This window comes from Marinomonas sp. GJ51-14, from assembly GCF_055808695.1.
In genome coordinates, this window is the sequence record NZ_CM147879.1 from 1714709 (window position 1) to 1734463 (window position 19755).

The 19755-nt window shown below is 40.5% G+C and carries 17 protein-coding genes; 9 read left to right on the plus strand and 8 right to left on the minus strand.

The window, feature by feature from the left end; translation table 11 throughout:
* The first annotated feature begins 273 nt into the window (after positions 1–273).
* The 3 genes from AC0L3Y_RS08250 to AC0L3Y_RS08260 all read left to right on the plus strand — a co-directional run bounded on the left by AC0L3Y_RS08250 (position 274) and on the right by AC0L3Y_RS08260 (position 5724).
* The gene (locus AC0L3Y_RS08250) at positions 274–1119 is read left to right on the plus strand and encodes a DMT family transporter (protein WP_473470405.1); all 846 of its coding nucleotides are present in this window, start codon (positions 274–276) and stop codon (positions 1117–1119) included.
* A 292-nt stretch (positions 1120–1411) separates the two neighbouring features.
* Positions 1412–2602: an efflux RND transporter periplasmic adaptor subunit gene (locus AC0L3Y_RS08255; protein ID WP_473470406.1), complete on the plus strand. Its 1191-nt coding sequence runs from the start codon at positions 1412–1414 to the stop codon at positions 2600–2602.
* 11 nt (positions 2603–2613) lie between these two features.
* Positions 2614–5724: an efflux RND transporter permease subunit gene (locus AC0L3Y_RS08260; RefSeq protein WP_473470407.1), complete on the plus strand. Its 3111-nt coding sequence runs from the start codon at positions 2614–2616 to the stop codon at positions 5722–5724.
* A 117-nt stretch (positions 5725–5841) separates the two neighbouring features.
* Here the strand turns inward: AC0L3Y_RS08260 and phnE (AC0L3Y_RS08265) are convergent, their stop codons facing one another.
* The 6 genes from phnE (AC0L3Y_RS08265) to AC0L3Y_RS08290 form a co-directional block, all read right to left on the minus strand.
* The gene (phnE, locus tag AC0L3Y_RS08265; RefSeq protein ID WP_473470408.1) at positions 5842–6639 is read right to left on the minus strand and encodes a phosphonate ABC transporter, permease protein PhnE; all 798 of its coding nucleotides are present in this window, start codon (positions 6637–6639) and stop codon (positions 5842–5844) included.
* 21 nt (positions 6640–6660) lie between these two features.
* The gene (phnE, locus tag AC0L3Y_RS08270) at positions 6661–7455 is read right to left on the minus strand and encodes a phosphonate ABC transporter, permease protein PhnE (RefSeq protein ID WP_473470409.1); all 795 of its coding nucleotides are present in this window, start codon (positions 7453–7455) and stop codon (positions 6661–6663) included.
* Positions 7443–8228 carry a phosphonate ABC transporter ATP-binding protein gene (phnC, locus tag AC0L3Y_RS08275; protein ID WP_473470410.1) on the minus strand — a complete coding sequence of 262 codons (786 nt, stop codon included), beginning with the start codon at positions 8226–8228 and terminating at the stop codon, positions 7443–7445. The genes phnE (AC0L3Y_RS08270) and phnC overlap by 13 nt, the downstream gene beginning before the upstream one ends.
* Positions 8229–8324: 96 nt before the next feature.
* Positions 8325–9365 carry a phosphate/phosphite/phosphonate ABC transporter substrate-binding protein gene (gene phnD / locus AC0L3Y_RS08280; RefSeq protein WP_473470411.1) on the minus strand — a complete coding sequence of 347 codons (1041 nt, stop codon included), beginning with the start codon at positions 9363–9365 and terminating at the stop codon, positions 8325–8327.
* Between the two features lie 222 nt (positions 9366–9587).
* A complete protein-coding gene (locus AC0L3Y_RS08285) occupies positions 9588–10955 on the minus strand; it encodes a sigma-54-dependent transcriptional regulator (protein WP_473470412.1) in 1368 nt (455 codons plus the stop codon).
* Complete coding sequence (locus tag AC0L3Y_RS08290; protein WP_473470413.1) at positions 10956–12848, minus strand: ATP-binding protein; 1893 nt, start codon at positions 12846–12848, stop codon at positions 10956–10958. It lies immediately after the preceding gene.
* A 443-nt stretch (positions 12849–13291) separates the two neighbouring features.
* On the opposite strand from AC0L3Y_RS08290, the gene arsH reads away from it, so the two are divergent.
* The 5 genes from arsH (at position 13292) to erpA (ending at position 17686) form a co-directional block, all read left to right on the plus strand.
* Complete coding sequence (gene arsH / locus AC0L3Y_RS08295; RefSeq protein WP_473470414.1) at positions 13292–14011, plus strand: arsenical resistance protein ArsH; 720 nt, start codon at positions 13292–13294, stop codon at positions 14009–14011.
* 29 nt (positions 14012–14040) lie between these two features.
* Positions 14041–15057, plus strand: a complete 1017-nt coding sequence (arsB, locus tag AC0L3Y_RS08300; protein ID WP_473470415.1) for an ACR3 family arsenite efflux transporter — start codon at positions 14041–14043, stop codon at positions 15055–15057.
* A gap of 31 nt (positions 15058–15088) precedes the next feature.
* Positions 15089–15508, plus strand: a complete 420-nt coding sequence (arsC, locus tag AC0L3Y_RS08305; RefSeq protein ID WP_473470416.1) for an arsenate reductase (glutaredoxin) — start codon at positions 15089–15091, stop codon at positions 15506–15508.
* A gap of 165 nt (positions 15509–15673) precedes the next feature.
* On the plus strand, positions 15674–17257 hold the full coding sequence (locus tag AC0L3Y_RS08310) for a peptide chain release factor 3 (RefSeq protein ID WP_473470417.1): 1584 nt from the start codon (positions 15674–15676) through the stop codon (positions 17255–17257).
* A gap of 81 nt (positions 17258–17338) precedes the next feature.
* Positions 17339–17686, plus strand: coding sequence for an iron-sulfur cluster insertion protein ErpA (gene erpA / locus AC0L3Y_RS08315; RefSeq protein ID WP_473470418.1), 348 nt, complete (start codon positions 17339–17341; stop codon positions 17684–17686).
* A 95-nt stretch (positions 17687–17781) separates the two neighbouring features.
* On the opposite strand, the gene AC0L3Y_RS08320 is transcribed toward erpA, so the two are convergent.
* Together AC0L3Y_RS08320 and AC0L3Y_RS08325 are read right to left on the minus strand one after the other, a co-directional pair.
* Positions 17782–18621, minus strand: coding sequence for a hypothetical protein (locus AC0L3Y_RS08320; RefSeq protein WP_473470419.1), 840 nt, complete (start codon positions 18619–18621; stop codon positions 17782–17784).
* Between the two features lie 101 nt (positions 18622–18722).
* A complete protein-coding gene (locus AC0L3Y_RS08325) occupies positions 18723–19025 on the minus strand; it encodes a YhbY family RNA-binding protein (RefSeq protein WP_473470420.1) in 303 nt (100 codons plus the stop codon).
* Between the two features lie 99 nt (positions 19026–19124).
* Between AC0L3Y_RS08325 and rlmE the strand changes: the two genes are divergently transcribed.
* A complete protein-coding gene (gene rlmE, locus AC0L3Y_RS08330; protein WP_473470421.1) occupies positions 19125–19745 on the plus strand; it encodes a 23S rRNA (uridine(2552)-2'-O)-methyltransferase RlmE in 621 nt (206 codons plus the stop codon).
* The last annotated feature ends 10 nt before the right edge of the window (positions 19746–19755 follow it).

A 19755-nucleotide genomic window follows, 5' to 3' on the forward strand; every position in this document is an offset into this window, starting at 1 on the left:
TTAATATAGTAAAGTGTCTAAATGACACTTTGTAATGAAGCCCATATTACTGTTTCAAATAATTTGTATTTTAGTCTGACGGTTTAGAGACTGTCTTTGAAATACTTATAGTTTGAAAAGGGTAGTGTGGGCTTTTTTGTGGATTTTCTTTTTATTTCCCGCTTTTCTATTTTAACTTCTTGGTACACTCAGGTGTTTTTTTCTACTTAATATTACGTCGTATTTATAAGGAATATTTGTGAAGCAAGGGGGAGTTTTAAAGCAGAGCTGATTTTGATTTTAGTGACTATTTTGGCAGGTTTTGGTTGGATTTTCTCAAAAGAAGCCTTGGTTGGCTTGCCGCCGCTATTTTTTATGGCGACACGATTTATTCTTGCTGGCTTTGTTCTGTTTCTTATTGGTCGAAAATACTTCCGTGGTATCAAATGGGAGGATTTTAAACAAGCTATCTTGATTGGTGTTGTCATGGGCGTTGCTATGATGAGCTGGATAACGGGGCTTGATAAAGGTACTAATCTTGGTGTGGGGGCTTTTATTACCTGTCTTGGTGTTGTTTTCGTACCTATTATTGGTCGTCTTATATTTGGTATTCGACCACCTATGAGTATATGGGTAGCTTTGCCTGTTGCCGTTGTCGGTTTGGCATTTTTAGCACTTGGTAATGGTTTGAGTTTTGAGTTAGCGCATTTATATTTTTTAGGGACTGCAATTGCTATAGCGTTCCAGCTTAATCTTCTTTCTCGATTTTTAATGCGCATGCATGCTTTAGCATTAACCAGTATTCAATTACTTGTGGCTGGTTTTGTATTACTGAGTGTTTCTTTACCAACAGAAACATTACCACACAGTATTAGTATGAATGTTGCTGGCTGGTTTTTAGCCAGTGCTTTAGTTTCTACTAGTTTGCGTTACTTACTACAAACTTATGGTTTGAGTTTAACTCCTGTGAGCCACGGTGCTGTCATTATGAATTTGGAACCAGTGTGGGCTGCGATATTTGCTGTACTTTGGTTTAATGAGGTAATGACTTTGGGGCAAATGTTTGGTTGTTTTTTGATTTTTGTGGCTATGTTGGTAAGTCGTTGGACGCAAATTAAAGGTTTATTTAAGTCGCATTAGCCTTAATTTCTGGATGAATCATAGTTTTTTGATAGTAATTTAAAGTTAGGCTAATTCGCTGATCTTAAAATATATAGTTTTAGCAAATGGGTATTTATTAAATAATGCAAAAAAATGTATTTTTTAATACAAAATGGTCTGATGGCATTAATAATGCAGAAAATTGAAAGTCATTGAATGACGAAAAGTATGAATTTTCATTAATTTACACGTTTCATCCTACATTGTAGGTATTACTATCCATTATAGTAGTGACCAATGATTGTTTTTAATTTAAAAGGAACTCAAATAAATGCTCACAAAATTTAAATATGCTTCGGGTGCACTGTTGTTAGTGCTTCTAGTAGGTTGTCAAGAAGAGGCTAAACCTACTTCTACCGCTACTAAATTAGCTCCTAAGGTCGAAGTGGGTGTTGTGGTTATTGAACCCCAAAGAGTTGAATTAAAAACAGAATTACCAGGAAGAACCGCAGCGAGTCTTGTTGCTGAAATTCGACCTCAGGTTGGTGGCTTGGTAAAGCAGCGTTTATTTGAAGAAGGTCAGAGTGTTAAATCTGGTGATGTTCTTTACTCCTTGAATGATTCAACTTATGTATCATCTTACAAACAAGCACAAGCGGATTTAGATTCTGCAAATGCCATCTTGGCGGCCGCTCGTCAAACGGATAAACGATTCGCAGAATTACGTAAACAAAATAATGTTTCACAATCTGATACTGATAACGCGCATGTCGCATACCTTGAAGCTGTGGCAAATCAGAAGAAAGCGGAGGCAGCGTTGGAGAGTGCGAAAATCAATTTAGAGTACACTAAAATCACATCACCTATTGATGGTCGTATTGGTATTTCACAAGTCACGGTTGGTGCCTTGGTTACAGCAAGTCAAACAACTGCAATGACGACTGTGCGCTCTTTGGATCCTATCTATGTGGATCTATCTCAGACTAGTTTAGATCAATTAAACCAGCGTTCATTATTATTGAGCGATGATGTTGATATCGGCAGTAATAAAGTATCTCTGACGCTTGAAGACGGTACAACCTACAAGTATCCAGGCATTTTGAAAGCGCGTGAAGTAAGTGTTGATGAGTCAACGGGGAGTGTCACTTTACGTGCCGAGTTCCCTAACCCAGACAATCTATTACTACCTGGTATGTTTGTTCGTGGTGAAATACATGAGGCTACTTATAATTCAGCTATTTTAGTGCCTCAAAAAGGCGTGTCTCGTGATGTAAAAGGTAATCCAATTGCTTATGTTGTAAATGCAGACAACGTTATTGAAAAACGCATATTAGTAACAGCAAGAGCAATTGGTAATGAATGGTTAATTACTTCTGGTATTAATGCTGGTGAAAAGATTGTTGTGGAAGGTTCTACAAAAATTAGAACTGGCAGTGAAGTCACAGCGGTTGAGCTAGAGTTTAATCGTCAGACAGGTGTCATGATGGCACAAAATGCAGCAACGACGTCGTTGTCTAAATAAGGGGCGTTGATATGTTAGCTCGCTTTTTTATTAATCGCCCTGTTTTTGCTTGGGTTATTTCCATTGCTATTATGTTGGCTGGTCTTGGTTCCATCACTACTTTACCTGTGTCTCAGTATCCTGATGTTGCACCGCCTTCAATTAATATTTCAGCCAAATACTCAGGTGCTTCTGCACAAACTGTTGAAAATAGTGTGACTCAAGTATTGGAGCAACAACTAACTGGTCTTGATGGTTTGTTGTATTTCTCTTCTTCTAGTACATCAACAGGTAGTTCAAGCATTACTGTAACTTTTGAACAAGGTACGGATGCTGATCTTGCTCAAGTTCAAGTGCAAAATAAAGTACAACAGGTTACTTCTAGTTTGCCTGAATCTGTTCAACAAAGTGGTGTTACTGTTACTAAATCGAACTCGGATTTCTTGATGGTTGCGGCTATTTATGACGAAACTGATACCGATTCTGCATACGATATTTCTGACTTCTTAGTATCTAGTGTGCAAAATACAGTCGCACGTGTCGATGGTGTAGGTAGTATTCGAGTGTTCGGTGCGGAATACGCTATGCGTATTTGGTTAGACCCACTGAAGTTGTCTTCTTATAAACTGATGCCTTCAGATGTGTCTTCAGCAATTAAAGCTCAAAATACTCAAGTTGCAGCAGGTAGTTTAGGTGCGTATCCCGTTGTACAAGGACAAGAATTAAACGTCAGTGTGACAGCTCAGTCTAAATTACAAACCGTTGAAGAATTTGAAAAAATTATCTTGGCCTATGATGACAGCGGCGCCACAGTACGTTTAAGTGATGTGGCAAAAGTTGAGCTGGGTAGTCAGTCTTATGACAATATTGCTCGTTTGAATGGCCACCCTTCATCTGGTTTAGCGGTTATGTTATCGCCAGGAGCTAATGCGCTATCAACGTCAGAAAGTGTGAAGGCTGTTCTTAGTGAACTAGAGCCTAATTTACCTGATGGTTATAAGTTAGCGTTTCCTGTAGATAATACGGCCTTCATTAGAATTTCGATTGAGGAAGTTGTAAAAACACTATTTGAAGCCATCGCTTTGGTTGTCATTGTGATGTTTATTTTCTTACAGAATTGGCGTGCAACCTTGATACCAGCCATTGCTGTTCCAGTTGTATTATTGGGTGTGTTTGGTGTTTTAGAAGTCTTTGGTTTCTCGATTAACACTTTAACCATGTTTGGTATTGTACTGTCGATTGGTTTGCTGGTGGATGATGCTATCGTTGTGGTGGAAAACGTTGAGCGAGTGATGGCGGAAGAAAATCTGCCACCAAAAGAAGCGACGTTGAAATCGATGAAAGAAATTACGAGTGCTTTGATTGGTATTGCGGTGGTTCTATCTGCTGTATTCTTACCAATGGCCTTCTTTAGTGGTTCGGCAGGTGTGATTTATCGTCAGTTCTCTATCACTATTATCGCCGCTATGGTGCTTTCGGTTATCGTCGCGTTAACCTTAACTCCTGCTTTGTGTGCCACTTTACTTAAACCTAATCATGATGCGTCTAAGAAAGGGTTAGGTGGTTGGTTTAATCGTAGTTTTGATCGTGCTACTGGTGCCTATGCTGGTCGTGTTGGTCGTCTTGTACAGCAACCTGTTCGTTGGTTATTCGGTTATGGTGTGATAGTTGTTGGTCTTGTTTACATGATGGCAAATTTACCAAGTGGCTTCCTGCCAACGGAAGATCAGGGGCGAGTTATCGTTATGGTGTCTTTGCCTGAGGGGGCTTCTTTAGCTCGAACCAACGAAGTTATGCGTGAAGTTGAAAACCATTTCTTAATAACCGAGAAAGACAATGTGGAAGCCTTGTTTACTATCTCTGGTTTTAACTTCTTAGGTAGTGGTCAGAATGCTGGTTTGGCGTTTGCCGCTTTATCTGATTGGTCGAAACGTACGGATCCAAAAGACAGTGCAAGTGCGATTGTTGGTCGTTCTTATGGCGCTTTTTCTAAGATTCGCGACGCGAGAATATTCTCTTTGATTCCGCCATCAATTCGAGGGCTTGGTCAAACAAACGGTTTTACTTTTCAGCTTTTAGCATCAGGTAATACAAGCCGTGAAACCTTAACAACAATGCGTGACGCTTTATTGAACGATGCGCGTACTAGCCCATTGTTGTCAGGGGTTCGTCTTGGCAGTGTAACGGAAGCACCGCAGTTACATATTGATATCGACCAAGAAAAGGCCTCTGCACTAGGTTTGTCTTTGTCTGATATTAGCTCCACCTTGAGCAGTGCTTGGGCTGGAAGTTACGTTAATGACTTTATTGACCGTGGACGTGTGAAAACTGTTTATATGCAAGGTGATGCTCAATATCGTTCTTCTCCAGAAGATTTGAAGCACTGGTACGTACGTGGTAATGACAACACCATGACACCGTTTTCTGCTTTTGCTTCTTCAGAGTGGACTTATGGGGCGAAGAGTCTGTCTCGTTTTAATGGTTCGGCATCTTATCAAATGGAAGGTGCTGGTGCTGCTGGCGTGAGCTCGGGTGAAGCAATGGATGAGTTTCAACGATTGTCTGATGCTCAACCTCCAGGAACAACGGGTGCTTGGAGTGGCTTGTCTTATCAGGAACGTCTTTCTGGCGGACAAACACAAACTTTGTATGCTATTTCTATCTTAGTTGTCTTTTTATGCTTAGCAGCATTGTATGAAAGTTGGACTGTACCTTTCTCTGTGATTCTAGTAATACCGCTTGGTGTCATTGGTGCGGCAGCAGCGGCGCATTTACGAGGTTTAGAAAACGATGTGTACTTCCAAGTAGCCTTGCTGACAACCATTGGTTTGTCGTCTAAGAACGCTATTTTGATTGTTGAGTTTGCCGAGTCAGCTTATCGACAAGGGGCGAGTGCTTGGGATGCTGCAACGGAAGGGGCGCGTCTTCGTCTACGTCCGATTATCATGACATCAATGGCCTTTATTGTTGGTACTTTACCATTGGCTTTATCGTCTGGAGCAGGCGCGAATAGCCGAATCTCAATTGGTTCAGGTATTGTAGGCGGTACCTTAACGGCAACTGTCTTGGCTATTTTCTTTGTACCTTTGTTCTTTGTTATCGTTCGTCGCATATTTCCTAAGCGAAAAGAAGCGGATGTATAGCAATATAAGCTATTAGGTAATGATGATAAAAAAGGAGCCTTGATCTCATCGATCAGGCTCCTTTTTTTGTCTTGATATATCGCACTCTAAACTAGAAAGATAGTACTAAAGTAAATGTTATATTAGGCGTTTACGAATGTTTACCACAGCAATTTCAGCTAGAATAACAATCACAAAAATAGCCAGTAGAGAGACAGCCACGCGATCCCATTGGAACAAGTTCATTGAGTCGTCAAGTACAACACCAATACCGCCAGCGCCTACCAAGCCTAATACTGCAGATTCTCGAACGTTAATGTCCCAGCGAAATAGCACGATACTAAAGAAAGCAGGTAAGACTTGCGGCCAGTAACCTTTCAGCAGAATGGATAGCCAAGATGCACCAGTGGCTTTTAAGGCTTCAATGGAACCCATGTTCACTTCTTCAATGGCTTCGCCAAGCAATTTACCCACAAATCCAATGGATCGAAACGCAATGGCTAATACACCTGCAATAACGCCAGGGCCAAAAATAGAAACAAACAGTAGCGCCCAAACCAGTGAATTTACTGATCGAGAAGAAACTAAGAAGAATCGAGATATCCACTGGCACAGTGCAGAATCAACGATGTTTCTAGCGTTCATTAGTGCCAATGGAACGGCAAAAATGAGTGTGATGAGCGTACCTAGCGTGGCAATGTTGAGTGTTTCAATCATGGCGTCGTGAATGGCGACTGGATAATAAGCGAAATCCATTGGCCACATACGAGAAAACATATCAGCCATTTGTTCCGGTGCATCCAGTAGAAATTCAGGAATAACTTCGACAGATTGTACAGATTGAACAAATGCCATAACGAGAACTAAGTAAACGACATAACGAGACAGTTTTTGCTTTAAGGTAAAACGTTGCCAGTGATGATCTATTGTGTTCATAAAATAGGCTCCTAGGTCAGACTAGCGAAAAATGCGGCGAACAATGTTGGAAAGAAACTCGCCAAACATAATAAGAGCAATAATGATGATTAAAATGGCCGCGACAAAATCATAATCAAAGCGTTGGAAAGCAGAAAATAATGTCCCGCCTAAACCTCCTGCGCCGACGATGCCAACCATGGTTGAGTTACGTAGGTTTGAATCAAGCTGGTAAGTCGAGAAACCAATAAAGCGAGCGAATACTTGAGGCATCACAGAAAACAAGATAATGCTTGTAAATCCTGCACCCGTCGCACGAATGGCTTCGACTTGTTTGAGTGAAATTTCCTCGATGGCTTCAGCAAACAGCTTGGCGATAAAACCAATAGAAGCAACGATTAAGGTGAGAATCCCTGCTAACGCGCCAAATCCTACGCTTTTAACAAATAAGATTGCAATGATGACAGGGTGGAAAGTACGGCAAAGAGCGATAACAGCACGTACTGGTGAACTGATCCAACTTGGCATCATATTACGAGCAGCAAATAACCCTAAAAACAGGGATATAAAAATGCCACAAATGCTTGATATTACGGCAATTTCTAAACTTTCCACTAAACCACTTAATAGCAATGACCAACGGCTAAAATTAGGTGGAATCATGCGACCTAATAAATTACCAGCATGTCCAAAGCCTTCGTTGATTCGTCCCCAGCTGAGATCCATCGCGTTGAAGGTGTAAAGAACATAACAGACTACAAGCAGCCAAATCGCACTGACAAACCAGTTATGCTTAAATGGATTTTCTCGGTTTTTGTTTGTATCTATACCAGCCATGATTCACCTCCATAAATTTGTTTTAGGTGATCATCTGTGATGCCTTCAGGTGGGCCGTCATAAACCACGACACCATTGCTCATACCTATCATACGTTTAGCAAAACGACTTGCCAGTTTAACATCGTGAATGTTGACTAATGCAGGGATGTTTTTTTCTTCCGAGAATCGTTCTAGAAGCTCCATGATTTCAACTGCTGTTTTTGGGTCAAGTGATGAGGTCGGTTCGTCGGCTAGTAAGATTTTTGGGTTTTGCATGACGGCTCTGGCGATGCCAACACGTTGGCGTTGGCCGCCGGATAAGCTGTCCGCTCGCTTAGGGGCATGCTCGGTTAAACCAACGGCGTCTAACAGTTCAAATGCGGTGTTGATGTCTTCTTGACTGAATTTTCTGCGCCACGCTTGCCAAGCTGTCATATAGCCAAGTCGGCCAGTTAATACGTTCTCAATAACGGTTAAGCGTTCAACAAGGTTGTATTCCTGAAAAACCATACCCACTTGACGGCGTAGCTTACGAAGTTGAGCGCCTTTGGCTAAGCATAGATCCGCATTATCAAAGAGAATTTGCCCATCAGTCGGGTCAATGAGTCGATTAATGCAACGTAATAAGGTACTTTTCCCTGTTCCAGAAGGGCCAATGATGGCGATGATTCCAGGCTCGGTGATATTTATATCTATCCCTTTTAAAATGGGGTTACCAGCAGTGTATTCTTTTTTTAAATTTCTGATTTCAAGAAAGCTTGAACGCTCAGCGACGCTTTGAGTTACAGACATGGTGTTTTCCTACAGGCAAAGAGATCCAGACAACCTGATTTCTCAGGTTGCTGGTTATTATTTCTTTAAATGAATTTAAGTGTATTAACGCGAGGACTATTGGTTCTTTTTAGCAGCTTCTTTTGCTCGTTTCGCTGCGGCTTTAGCTGCATCAGCTTCTGCTAACTGCTTAAGACCTGTTTTGGTATAAGCCGTTCCAGATGAATGCGCAATATCTCGAATGATTTGCCAATCTTTTGCGTATGTCACTGGGAAGAAACGGTCAGCGCCACCAAAGGTTTTTTGCATTTCAGCTGGGAAGCGGAAAGTGAAAAATGCTTCTTTGATCTTCTCAACTAACTCAGGGTTTAAGTCATGAGCGTAACCAAAAGAAGACGTTGGAAAGCGAGGGCTAGTGTAGATAGTACGAAAGTCACTTGCGTCTATTCGTTTTGCTGAAATCATACGTTTGTATACATCAGAGGCAACTGGCGCAGCATCATAGTCTCCAGAAAGCACACCCATAATAGATTGGTCATGCTTACCTGAATATTTTACTTCGTAGTCTTTATCTGGCGTAAGGCCCAGTGCTGGGAATAAAGCACGTGGTGCTAAATTACCAGAGTTAGAAGACGCAGAAGTATGAGCAACCACCTTGCCTTTCAAATCGGCCATTTTAGTGATGTCGCTGTCTTTACGAACTATGGTAATCAGATTATAGCCTTGGAACGACTCTTCCGTACCTTTTACTGCGATAGGAACTAAGCCACCTAAGTTAACAGCGTAACCTGTTGGCCCTGTGGAGAAACCAGCAATATGCAAACGTCCAGAACGAAGTGCTTCTACTTCAGCAGCATTTGAGTGAACAGTGTAATAAACCACTTTTTTGCCAGTAACATCGCTTAGGTATTTTTGAAAGTCGCTGAATGCGTCTTTATAAACCGCAGGATCTTCTACAGGAGTGTAGGTGAAAACAAGAGTACTAGGATCGCGCCATTGTTTTGAGTCTTTTGGAAGATCAGCTACGAGATCATAGTTATCGTCGCAAAACTTGTCGTCCAAAACGCCTCGGTAGGCACAATCGTCGGCTAACGTTGTGCTGGCACCTAATAGTAATGAACCAGAGAGCGCTAAACCAGTCAGTAATTTGATAGACATTATTGTTTTCCTCATTATGCATTTATTATTTTTGTTATCACCGGTCGGGAGGGTCCGTTATCGGAGATGAGTCAACTTGGCATTGGTGCTAAGTTGACTTGTATATAGCAAGGCAAGTGCCAATGATAATAATTCCTTTAAAAACAAATGCTTATTATTTTTTAAGTGTTCTTTTATGTGTTGCTTGGGACGGTTTGGTCTCATGGCTATCTATTAAATGGGTCATTCTTGTCCATCTTCTTCATGTGTTTTGAATTGTTGTTTATCTAATTGATGTTTCTTCATTTTTCTATATAGCGTCTTGCGTGACATATCGAGTAGTTCAGCAGCTTCGTTCAATTGACCATTTTTAGCTCTTAGACCTTCTTCGATAATGTGGCGTTCGAATTGCTCCATACGCTCTTCATAACTACTACTGGTGTCATCTTCTCGGTTAATAGAAGCTAAAGATGTTTCACTGATTCCAAGAACAAACCTATCTGCCGCATTTTTAAGCTCTCGTACATTACCTGGCCATTGGTGTTGAATTAAATAATCAATAAACGAAGGGGTAATTGTTGGTAAAGGCTTAGAAAAATGGTTTGCTGCTTTATGAGCGTAGTGATGGAAAAGTTGCAGTATATCCTCAGGACGATCCCGCAATGGTGGTATAGTGAGGCTGGCGACATTGAGGCGGTAAAATAAATCTTTTCGGAATTTCCCTTGCTCCCCTAATAACGCTAGATTGTCTTTGCTGGCGGCAATGACAGTAAGCTCGACTGGAATTGGAGTTGTACTGCCAACTCGTTCAATGGTTCGTTCCTGTAGAACTCGCAGTAATTTTATTTGTACTGGAAGCGGCATAGTTTCGATTTCGTCTAAAAATAGCGTGCCGCCGTTTGCGGCTTCAATCTTGCCTATGTGACGTTTGTTTGCGCCAGTGAAAGAGCCAGCTTCATGGCCAAATAATTCACTTTCGATAAGGCTTTCACTGATACCTCCGCAGTTAATGGCGATAAACCGTCCTTTATTTCTATGGCTAAATTGATGCAAGGCTCGGGCAACGACATCTTTTCCGCATCCTGTTTCGCCATAAATAATGGTGTCTATGTTGGCTTGAGCTAGTGAAGATATGTGCTGGCGAATGCTTTTAATTGAAGCGGATTCACCGATAATAAGTGCTTCTAATCCTGTCTGCTGGGCGATGTTTTGCTTTAAATTACGGTTTTCTAAAACGAGCTGTCTTTTGTCTGCAGCTCTTTGTAGTTGATTAATGAGTTGCGCTGGCTGTAATGGTTTTTCCAGAAAATCATAAGCACCTTCTTTCATTGCCTCTATTGCCATTGGGATATCGCCATGGCCGCTCATGAGTAAAACAGGCAGCTCGTTATCTAATTCTTGGATGTGAGCAAGCAGGCTTAATCCATCCATTTTTGGCATTCTCACATCACTGAGGATAACGGCTGCACTTCCTTTATCAAGTGAAGCGAGAGCTTTTTCTGCTCTGAGATGGCTTTCAACTGCAAACCCTTCAAGTTCTAGCATTTCTGTTAGCGCTTCGATAATGGTTGGATCATCGTCGATAATGATTATTTTTATTGTACTGTTCATTTATCTTTCTGCCTTTTTTAATTCTAAGGTAAAGCTGCTGCCTTCATTAGGAGTCGATGAGACTCTTATTTGTCCACCAAAGTCTTGGATAATGTTGTAGCTAATAGACAGCCCTAAACCTAACCCTTGGCCTACTTCTTTTTGTGTGAAGAAAGGGTCAAATATTTGATCTATTTGATCTTTCTCTATTCCTGTACCTGTGTCATTAACGTTAATCATGACGTTATCATCAGATTCATAAACCTCTATTGAAAGCTGTTTTATGGAAGCGCTTGATAAGGCGTCAACAGCGTTACTTATTAGGTTCACCATAACTTGCTCTAAACGAATAGGTTCAGCGAGAACATAAAGCGAGGCATTGCTAGCTTGGTAACGAAATGTGCAGTTTTGGTCATGGATCTGATTGAACATGAGTTCAATGGCATCTTTTATTACGCTATCCAATAAAACTGGAGACAGCTCTGTTCCTGCTGCACGAGCAAAAGCTTTAAGGTGTTTGGTTATGCGAGTTATTTTATTAAGTAATTGAGTGACTTTATCTAAGCTATTTTGCGCTTTATTTATTTGGCCTTTTTCCATGAGACGACCAGCGGTATGTAAATGGCTAGCAACGGCTGTAAGGGGCTGATTAATTTCATGGGTAATACCAACACCAAGTTGACCTAATGCAGCGAGCTTTCCTGCTTGTACCAATTCATTTTGGGTTGCTTTTAGTTGCGCTTCAGCGGCGACTCTTTCTTCTATTTCTGCCGCAAGTATTTGATTGGTTCGTTCTACTTCAATGGCTGTTTTTTGGAAGTACTGAAGGTCCCTTGCCATACTGGAAACTTCATCATGACCGACAATTCGTATTTGAACATCAAGTTGGGAATTGGCAATAGCTTGCATATTTTGCTGTAGTTCAATAATGCGTTGTAACACATTACGGCGTACATAAAACCAAGATATAGCGCAGGCCACAGCTAAGCTAATTAATGATAATAGTAAAATATCTCGAATGCTGTTGTTAATAGATTTAATCGCACCTTCTAACGAACCTCGGATACTGGTGTTGGTGTAGTTTGTGTATTGGTTTATCTGAGCGGCCAATTGTTGAATGTGTTGTTGACTGTTCTCTAAGAGGAAGCTCTGTTGGTACAGTAAATCCAACTCTTCATTTTTGAGCTGGAATAAATTGCCTTGGCGAGAGCTTATTTCGAGGAAATTTAACAAGGGCTGATTTAATGATGAAGACGGCTCAGGAAGTTGTTCTAGATGTTGCTTAATTTCTTGTCCTAATGTCTCGAGTCGTAAAAAGGTGTAATCCAATTCGTTAAAAGAGGAGTCATTACTTACTTTTTCAATTAATCCTGAAAAATAATAGAGTCGATTAACAATTTGATCTAATTCTGGTGAACGATCTAGCTTATTTATCTGATATGTCAGGTTTTGAAATAAGGGAAAAATAAGCACAGATTGCTTTGTTAATTCATGACGAATAGTTTCTCTACGCTCTACGCTTTGATTTAGTAGGGTGAGGCTATTTTGGATTTGAGCAATAAGCTCGAGAAAATAGCGATTGTAATCAGGAAGATTTTTCATAAGCGCATCCATGTCACTGATAGCAACCTGCAGCTCGGTCATTGCTTTTTCGCGCGATATTTTGGAGTCGCTGGTAACTAGAAGCGGAGCTGTTGCTACAATAAGTCGGCTTTTATCATTTAATCGAGCTGCAGCGTCTAAACCAGGAATGTCTTGATGTTTTAGTAACAAAAGACGATCGCTGAGTTGCAGATAGGTATTTGTCGCTAATCCACTGGCAACTATGGTAATCGAAGAAATGAGTACAAAGGCCAAAAAAAGCCTACCGCCAATGCCTATATGGCGAAGCCAGTAAAATGAAGGAATGTTCATTGGTGCTTGTCCTGTTATTTTTATAATTGGATGTTTTATTAATAATTGAATGTACTAATGAAAAATTGATGCCAACTTTTCAGCTTAATAATCATGGTATTTTGTTCAGAATAGAGGACAAAAGTGTCCCATCATAATCTTTTAACAGTTTTACCCAAAACTCTGTTAATTGAATTTGATAATTTTAATAACACTTTTTCGTTTATGCCCAATTACCGTGAGATCAATGGTCTTTATTGTAGGCATCTTTTCACTGGAGTTGTCTTTTTAGGTTGCTAGGTTACTCAGTAACGTGTCGAGTTATGGCAATGAAAACATAATTGTAATTATATGTGGGTATTAATATATATGAAAAAACATATACAATAACTTCATATGTGTAATATTTGTATCAAACATACAAATTCATATTGTGTATTTGAGGGTTTGATTAGGGGAAGTATATGGCTGAATTGAATATTGGTTTACCTAATGTAAATGAGGAGCAATTTTCTAGACCAAGCGTTGACCAGTTCCGTATTGGTGGATCGACTCACCCTGTACGTATTTTGTTGCTTTATGGTTCTTTGCGAGAGCGCTCTTATAGTCGTTTAGTCATCGAAGAGTGCGCTCGATTACTGGAAAAATATGGTGCAGATGTTCGCATTTTCAATCCGACAGGTTTACCTCAACCGGATGGTAATGATGGTTCTCATCCGAAAGTTCGAGAGTTACGTGAGTTAATGGTTTGGTCTGAAGGGCAGGTTTGGTGTTCACCAGAACGGCATGGTGCGATGACCAGTATTCTAAAAAGCCAGATAGATTGGGTGCCTTTAAGTATTGGTGCTGTACGTCCTACACAAGGAAAAACGTTAGCGGTGATGCAGGTAAGTGGCGGCTCTCAATCATTCAATGCGGTTAATCAAATGCGTATTTTAGGGCGTTGGATGCGTATGGTGACAATCCCTAATCAATCGTCTGTAGCTAAGGCATTTCTTGAATTCGACGAAGAGGGTCGAATGAAAGAGTCGTCTTATTATCGTCGTATTGTTGATGTTGTTGAGGAGTTAATGAAATTTACCCTGTTATTAAGAGATAACAAAGATGTCTTAGTAGATCGTTATTCTGAGCGTGTAGAAAGTGCGGAAGAGCTATCAAAACGGGTAAATCAAAAATCAATTTAATTGTTTTGTTTTAAGACAAAGGTGTTGAAATGGGCTTGTTCGAGCGTTATTTATCGGTTTGGGTTGGTTTGGCGATTCTTGTTGGCATGTTGCTAGGTTTTTTGGTACCAGAAGTATTTTCTCTGGTTGCGACCTTTGAATATGCTCATGTGAATTTAGTCGTAGGTGCACTGATTTGGTTGATGATTTATCCAATGATGGTGCAAATTGATTTCTCCTCCATTAAAAATGTGGGTAAAAAACCAAAAGGTTTGGCATTAACCTTGATAATCAACTGGTTGATTAAGCCATTTACTATGGCGTTTTTGGGGTGGTTGTTTTTCAAAGTGTTATTTGTCGGTTGGGTGGATCCCCAAAGTGCGTCGGAATACATTGCCGGTATGATTTTATTAGGTGTGGCGCCTTGTACTGCGATGGTGTTTGTTTGGAGTCAATTAACAAAGGGTGATGCTAATTACACCTTGGTTCAAGTGTCGATAAACGACATTATTATGGTTTTCGCCTTTGCGCCCATTGCCGGTTTCTTATTGGGAGCCAGTGATATTACGGTGCCTTGGGATACCTTGCTATTTTCGGTTGTTTTATATGTTTTGGTTCCGCTCATTGCAGGTATTGTGACCCGTAAACGTTTGGATAAAGGCGATGATCATAGTAAGTTAAAGTCTTTTCTATCTACAATGAAGCCTTGGTCTATTGTTGGTTTGCTGTCAACGGTTGTTCTTTTGTTCGGTTTTCAATCGAATACTATTTTGGCGCAACCAGAAACCATAGTGCTGATTGCCATTCCTTTGTTAATTCAAACCTACGGTATTTTTGCCTTGGCCTATTGGTTGGCAAAAAAAATGAAACTTCCTCATGATGTGGCGGCACCAGCGTCCATGATCGGTTCATCGAACTTCTTTGAATTGGCTGTTGCTGTGGCGATTTCTTTGTTTGGGTTGCATTCTGGCGCAGCGTTGGCAACTGTTGTTGGTGTGTTGGTTGAAGTGCCTGTGATGTTGTCTTTGGTGTGGTTTGCGAATCGTACGAGGCGTTATTTTCCATAATTAGTAGACTTAATAAAATGAGGAATTTGCAATGGTTGTTATTCATCATAATCCTGAGTGTGGAACATCACGTAATGTATTGGCAATTATTCGCGCTGCTGGGTATGAACCAAGGGTAATTGAATATATTAAAGAAGGTTGGAGTAAACCTCAGTTATTGGCTTTGTTTGCTGCTGCGGATCTGACCCCAAGAGCGGCTTTAAGAACCACAAAATCGCCAGCGGAAGAGTTAGGTTTATTAGATGAATCGGTTTCCGATGAGACGTTATTAGAAGCAATGGTAAAATACCCTGTGTTGGTTAATCGTCCTATTGTGTGTACTCATAACGGAGTGAAACTTTGCCGTCCAAGTGAGATTGTATTGGATTTACTTGAAAAATGGCCCGAGCCGGGTTTTGAAAAAGAAGATGGCGAAAGAATCTTAGATGAAAATGGTCAACGTATAAGTTGATGGAAACATTTTGATAATTAGGGACTTCTGTGTTGTTGTGTCAGGTGTTTTATGTCTATTGATTGTGCATCTGTATAAAATCAGCGAAAATAGCGCCACTTATACAATCTTAACGTCACGTTTCCTTTTGGAGGCGTCATGGCACACATAGAAGAACCCTAAATCATGTCCCAAGAGTTTATTAATCAAGTTGAGCAGCGACGTACTTTCGCTATCATCTCCCACCCTGATGCTGGTAAAACTACCATTACAGAAAAATTGTTGCTGCTTGGTCAGCTTATCCAAACAGCAGGCTCTGTAAAAGGACGAAAGGGTGACAAACACGCGACCTCCGACTGGATGGCAATGGAGAAACAACGTGGTATTTCCATTACTTCATCTGTCATGCAATTTCCTTATAACGGTCGTATGGTTAACTTGCTTGATACACCCGGCCATGAAGATTTTTCAGAAGATACCTATCGCACGTTAACCGCAGTTGACTCTGTACTAATGGTGATAGATGGCGCCAAGGGTGTCGAGGATAGAACCATTAAATTAATGGATGTTTGTCGTCTACGTGATACGCCGATTTTAACTTTCATCAATAAAATGGACCGCGATATTCGAGATCCAATTGAATTGTTAGACGAAGTAGAAAGTGTTTTAAAAATTGCCGCAGCGCCAGTAACTTGGCCAATTGGTATGAGTCATTTTTTTAAAGGTGTTTATAACCTTTATACCGATACGATACATGTATTTGTTCGTGGTCGAGGTCATACCTTGATGGATGATATTCGCATTGAAGGTTTGGAATCAGACGAGGCGAAAGAATTGCTAGGTGATGAATGGGAAGCTTATATGGAAGAGATAGAGTTAGTTCGAGGTGCAAGCCATGAATTTGAACTTGATGCTTACCTGGCTGGTGAGCTTACTCCCGTTTTCTTCGGTACTGCCTTGTCTAACTTCGGTGTGCGTGAAATGTTGGATGGTTTTGTTGAATGGGCGCCATCACCTATTGGTCGTGAGACAAATACCCGTCAAGTATCAGCGTTAGAAGAAAAGTTCTCAGGCTTTGTATTTAAAATTCAAGCTAATATGGATCCGAAACACCGTGACCGTATTGCTTTTATGCGAGTTTGTTCTGGTACCTACAGTCGCGGTATGAAAATGCGTCACTGTCGTTTAGGTAAAGACATTAAGGTGACTGATGCGGTTTCTTTCACTGCCGGTGATCGAGAGGGTGTCGAAGAGGCATTTTCTGGTGACATCATTGGTTTACATAACCATGGCACGATTCAAATCGGTGATGCTTTTACTGAAGGGGAAGACCTTAAATTTACTGGTATTCCGCATTTTGCACCTGAACTCTTTCGTCGAGTTCGCTTAAAAGATCCGATGAAGATGAAAGCTTTGCAAAAAGGTTTGCAACAACTTTCAGAAGAAGGCTCTACTCAGTTATTTATGCCTCAACGTAATAATGAACTAATTGTTGGTGCTGTAGGACAGTTGCAGTATGAAGTCGTTGCCTATCGTTTAAAAGATGAATATAAGGTGGAGTGTATATACGAACCTGTCAATGTGAATACTGCTCGCTGGGTTGAATGTGACGATCCGAAAAAATTTGAAGAATTCCAGAACAAATGTCGTGATAATCTTGCGGTTGATGGTGGTGGTCATTTAACCTATTTGGCTCCAACGCGAGTGAATTTAATGATGGCGGAAGAGAAATGGCCAGATGTCCGTTTCCGTTCAACTCGTGAGCACTGATCAATACTTGACTAAAACACTTGGTTAAGCGGATAATTGAATCATTAGAAAATTTATTTAAACGATTTTAGTGGTGTTGAAATGAGTGTTGTTGAATCAGTAGATCCTATTGAGTTTACAGAGGCGGCGGCTGCGAAGTTGAAATCTTTGATTGATGAAGAGGAAAACGAGCGACTCATGCTGCGTGTGTATGTGACAGGTGGTGGTTGTTCTGGGTTTCAGTATGGTTTTGCTTTTGATGAAGAGTATCAAGAAGACGATACAGAGGTTAAGCGTGATGGTGTTACTTTAGTTGTTGATCCATTAAGCTTTCAGTATCTTGTTGGTTCTGAGGTGGATTATAAAGAAAACCTAGAGGGATCTCGATTTACGGTGCAGAACCCAAATGCGACATCAACTTGTGGTTGTGGCGCGAGTTTTAGTATTTAGCTTTTGCCTTTACTTGTTTTGAATAATTTTTTTAAAGCCCTTTGCATATGATGGAAGGGCTTTTTCGTTTTTGGTTATGCAAAAAAATAATTTATTCAAGCTTTTGTATAAAGGTTGTTAGCTTGAAGAGACCTTTCCTCATTACTCATAATACTGCTGTCTAACGGCTTATAATGGGCAACAAACAGTAAGCCTATTTCTCTGTCTCCCAATACAACAGGCGTTAATACATTATTCTTTGCTCGCCAAATTCTTAAGCCTGATGTACTAAGTGAATCTTGATTTGTCATGATTTTGCTTTGGTTTATATGTGGGTAAAGAGGCGATAATTGATCCGACTCACCATCTAGATCCAGCAAAATATGATAATGAGTTAATTGCTGAGCAAGAAAATCAGGTGAATAGGGGGTGTTTAATATAGGTAGCCAACTTTCCTTGGGGAAAGTGTGAAATAAGCTCGGTGTTTCTGGTGATCCATTATGGGGTGACAGCAAAAGCGTCATTTCAATTGGAATACCGTAAGACGGTTTTACCGGTATATGAAAAATAAGTTGTTTTGCTGGTGGTTGACTGTGTATTTCAGGTTCAATATAGCCTGCTGTTTTTTTTGAGCCTTCAGTATTTATTGGCGGTACTTGTAGAAAGAGTTTCCATTCTTTTATATCTAAAGAGAGCTCTTCTGGGGAGTGGAGGTACAGCTTTGAGCCCATGATATGACTTAATACATGCTCAATGATATTGGCAAACACACTTGCTGAGGCGGTTAGTGGAGCTTTTTCTTGGCTATCAAGGTGAATCTCTTTTACTTGATGTCCTGCCGAACTTAAATCAACAGAGTCTTTATTACTAATAGTAGGGCGCTTTTTTTCCCTGCTGATCAGTTTTTTTGCATTCGATTGAATGCCTGTTCTGTTGATTGCCTCGATGAATAGCATTGTTCGGCTCCTTTGTTAGCTGCCAATAATATCGGCCGAAAACATGAGGAGTTTAGAGATAGTCTGTTTTTTGAACAAAAAAGACTATCTCAAGTACTCGCTTAGCGTAGTAAGTTTGATAGTTTTGGGTTTGCCTCTAAGGCTGCACGGTAGAAAAGTGCTACTTTGCCAATAGTTTGAACAGTCTCGCATTTCATTATTTTGCTTATTTCAGCAATTAGCGCTGTACGTACTTCACGATCGGCAATGCTAATACGCACTTTAATGAGTTCATGGTCTTCAAGAGCGCGATCTATTTCCGTTAATACTGTTTCTGTTAAGCCGTTGCCCGCAATCATAACGACTGGATTAAGGCTATGTCCGATAAGGCGATATTGCTTTTTTTGGGCGTTTGTAATGCTCATAGTAAAATTTTCTCATATTAGTTGACCCTCTTTATTGGAGGCTTTAGAGGTTAAGCGATATTATAGCGGAATATTGACTGATTTAGGTATGATGAAAACGTGGCAAGATCAAAAAGTAGTAATAGTTGGATGAAGGAACATTTTGACGATAAATATGTCAAAAAATCTCAACAAGACGGTTATCGCTCCAGAGCGAGTTATAAGTTGATAGAAATTAATGATAAGGATAGATTGTTTCGTCCCGCTATGCGTGTTGTTGATTTAGGTGCTGCGCCTGGAGGTTGGTCTCAGATCGCTGCTAAATTGGTAGGTGATAAGGGAACTATTGTTGCGTCTGATATCTTGGAGATGGCGCCTTTACCTGGAGTGAGCTTTGTTCAGGGTGATTTTACTGAACAAGAAGTATATGAGGCGATACTAACTGAAATTGGAGATCAGAAAGCAGATCTTGTAATTTCAGATATGGCCCCCAATATGAGTGGTAATAGTTCTTCTGATCAGCCGCAAGCTATGTATCTTGTAGAACTTGCTTTGGACATGGCGGCTCAAGTGTTGCGTCCGGGCGGAAACTTTTTGGTAAAAGTGTTTCAGGGAGAGGGGTTTGATGAATACCTCAAAACCATGCGAGCCCAGTTTGGGTCTGTGGTAACACGTAAGCCAGATGCCTCGCGAGCAAGAAGTCGCGAAGTTTACTTATTAGGAAGACAATATAAAGGTTAATCGCCAATGT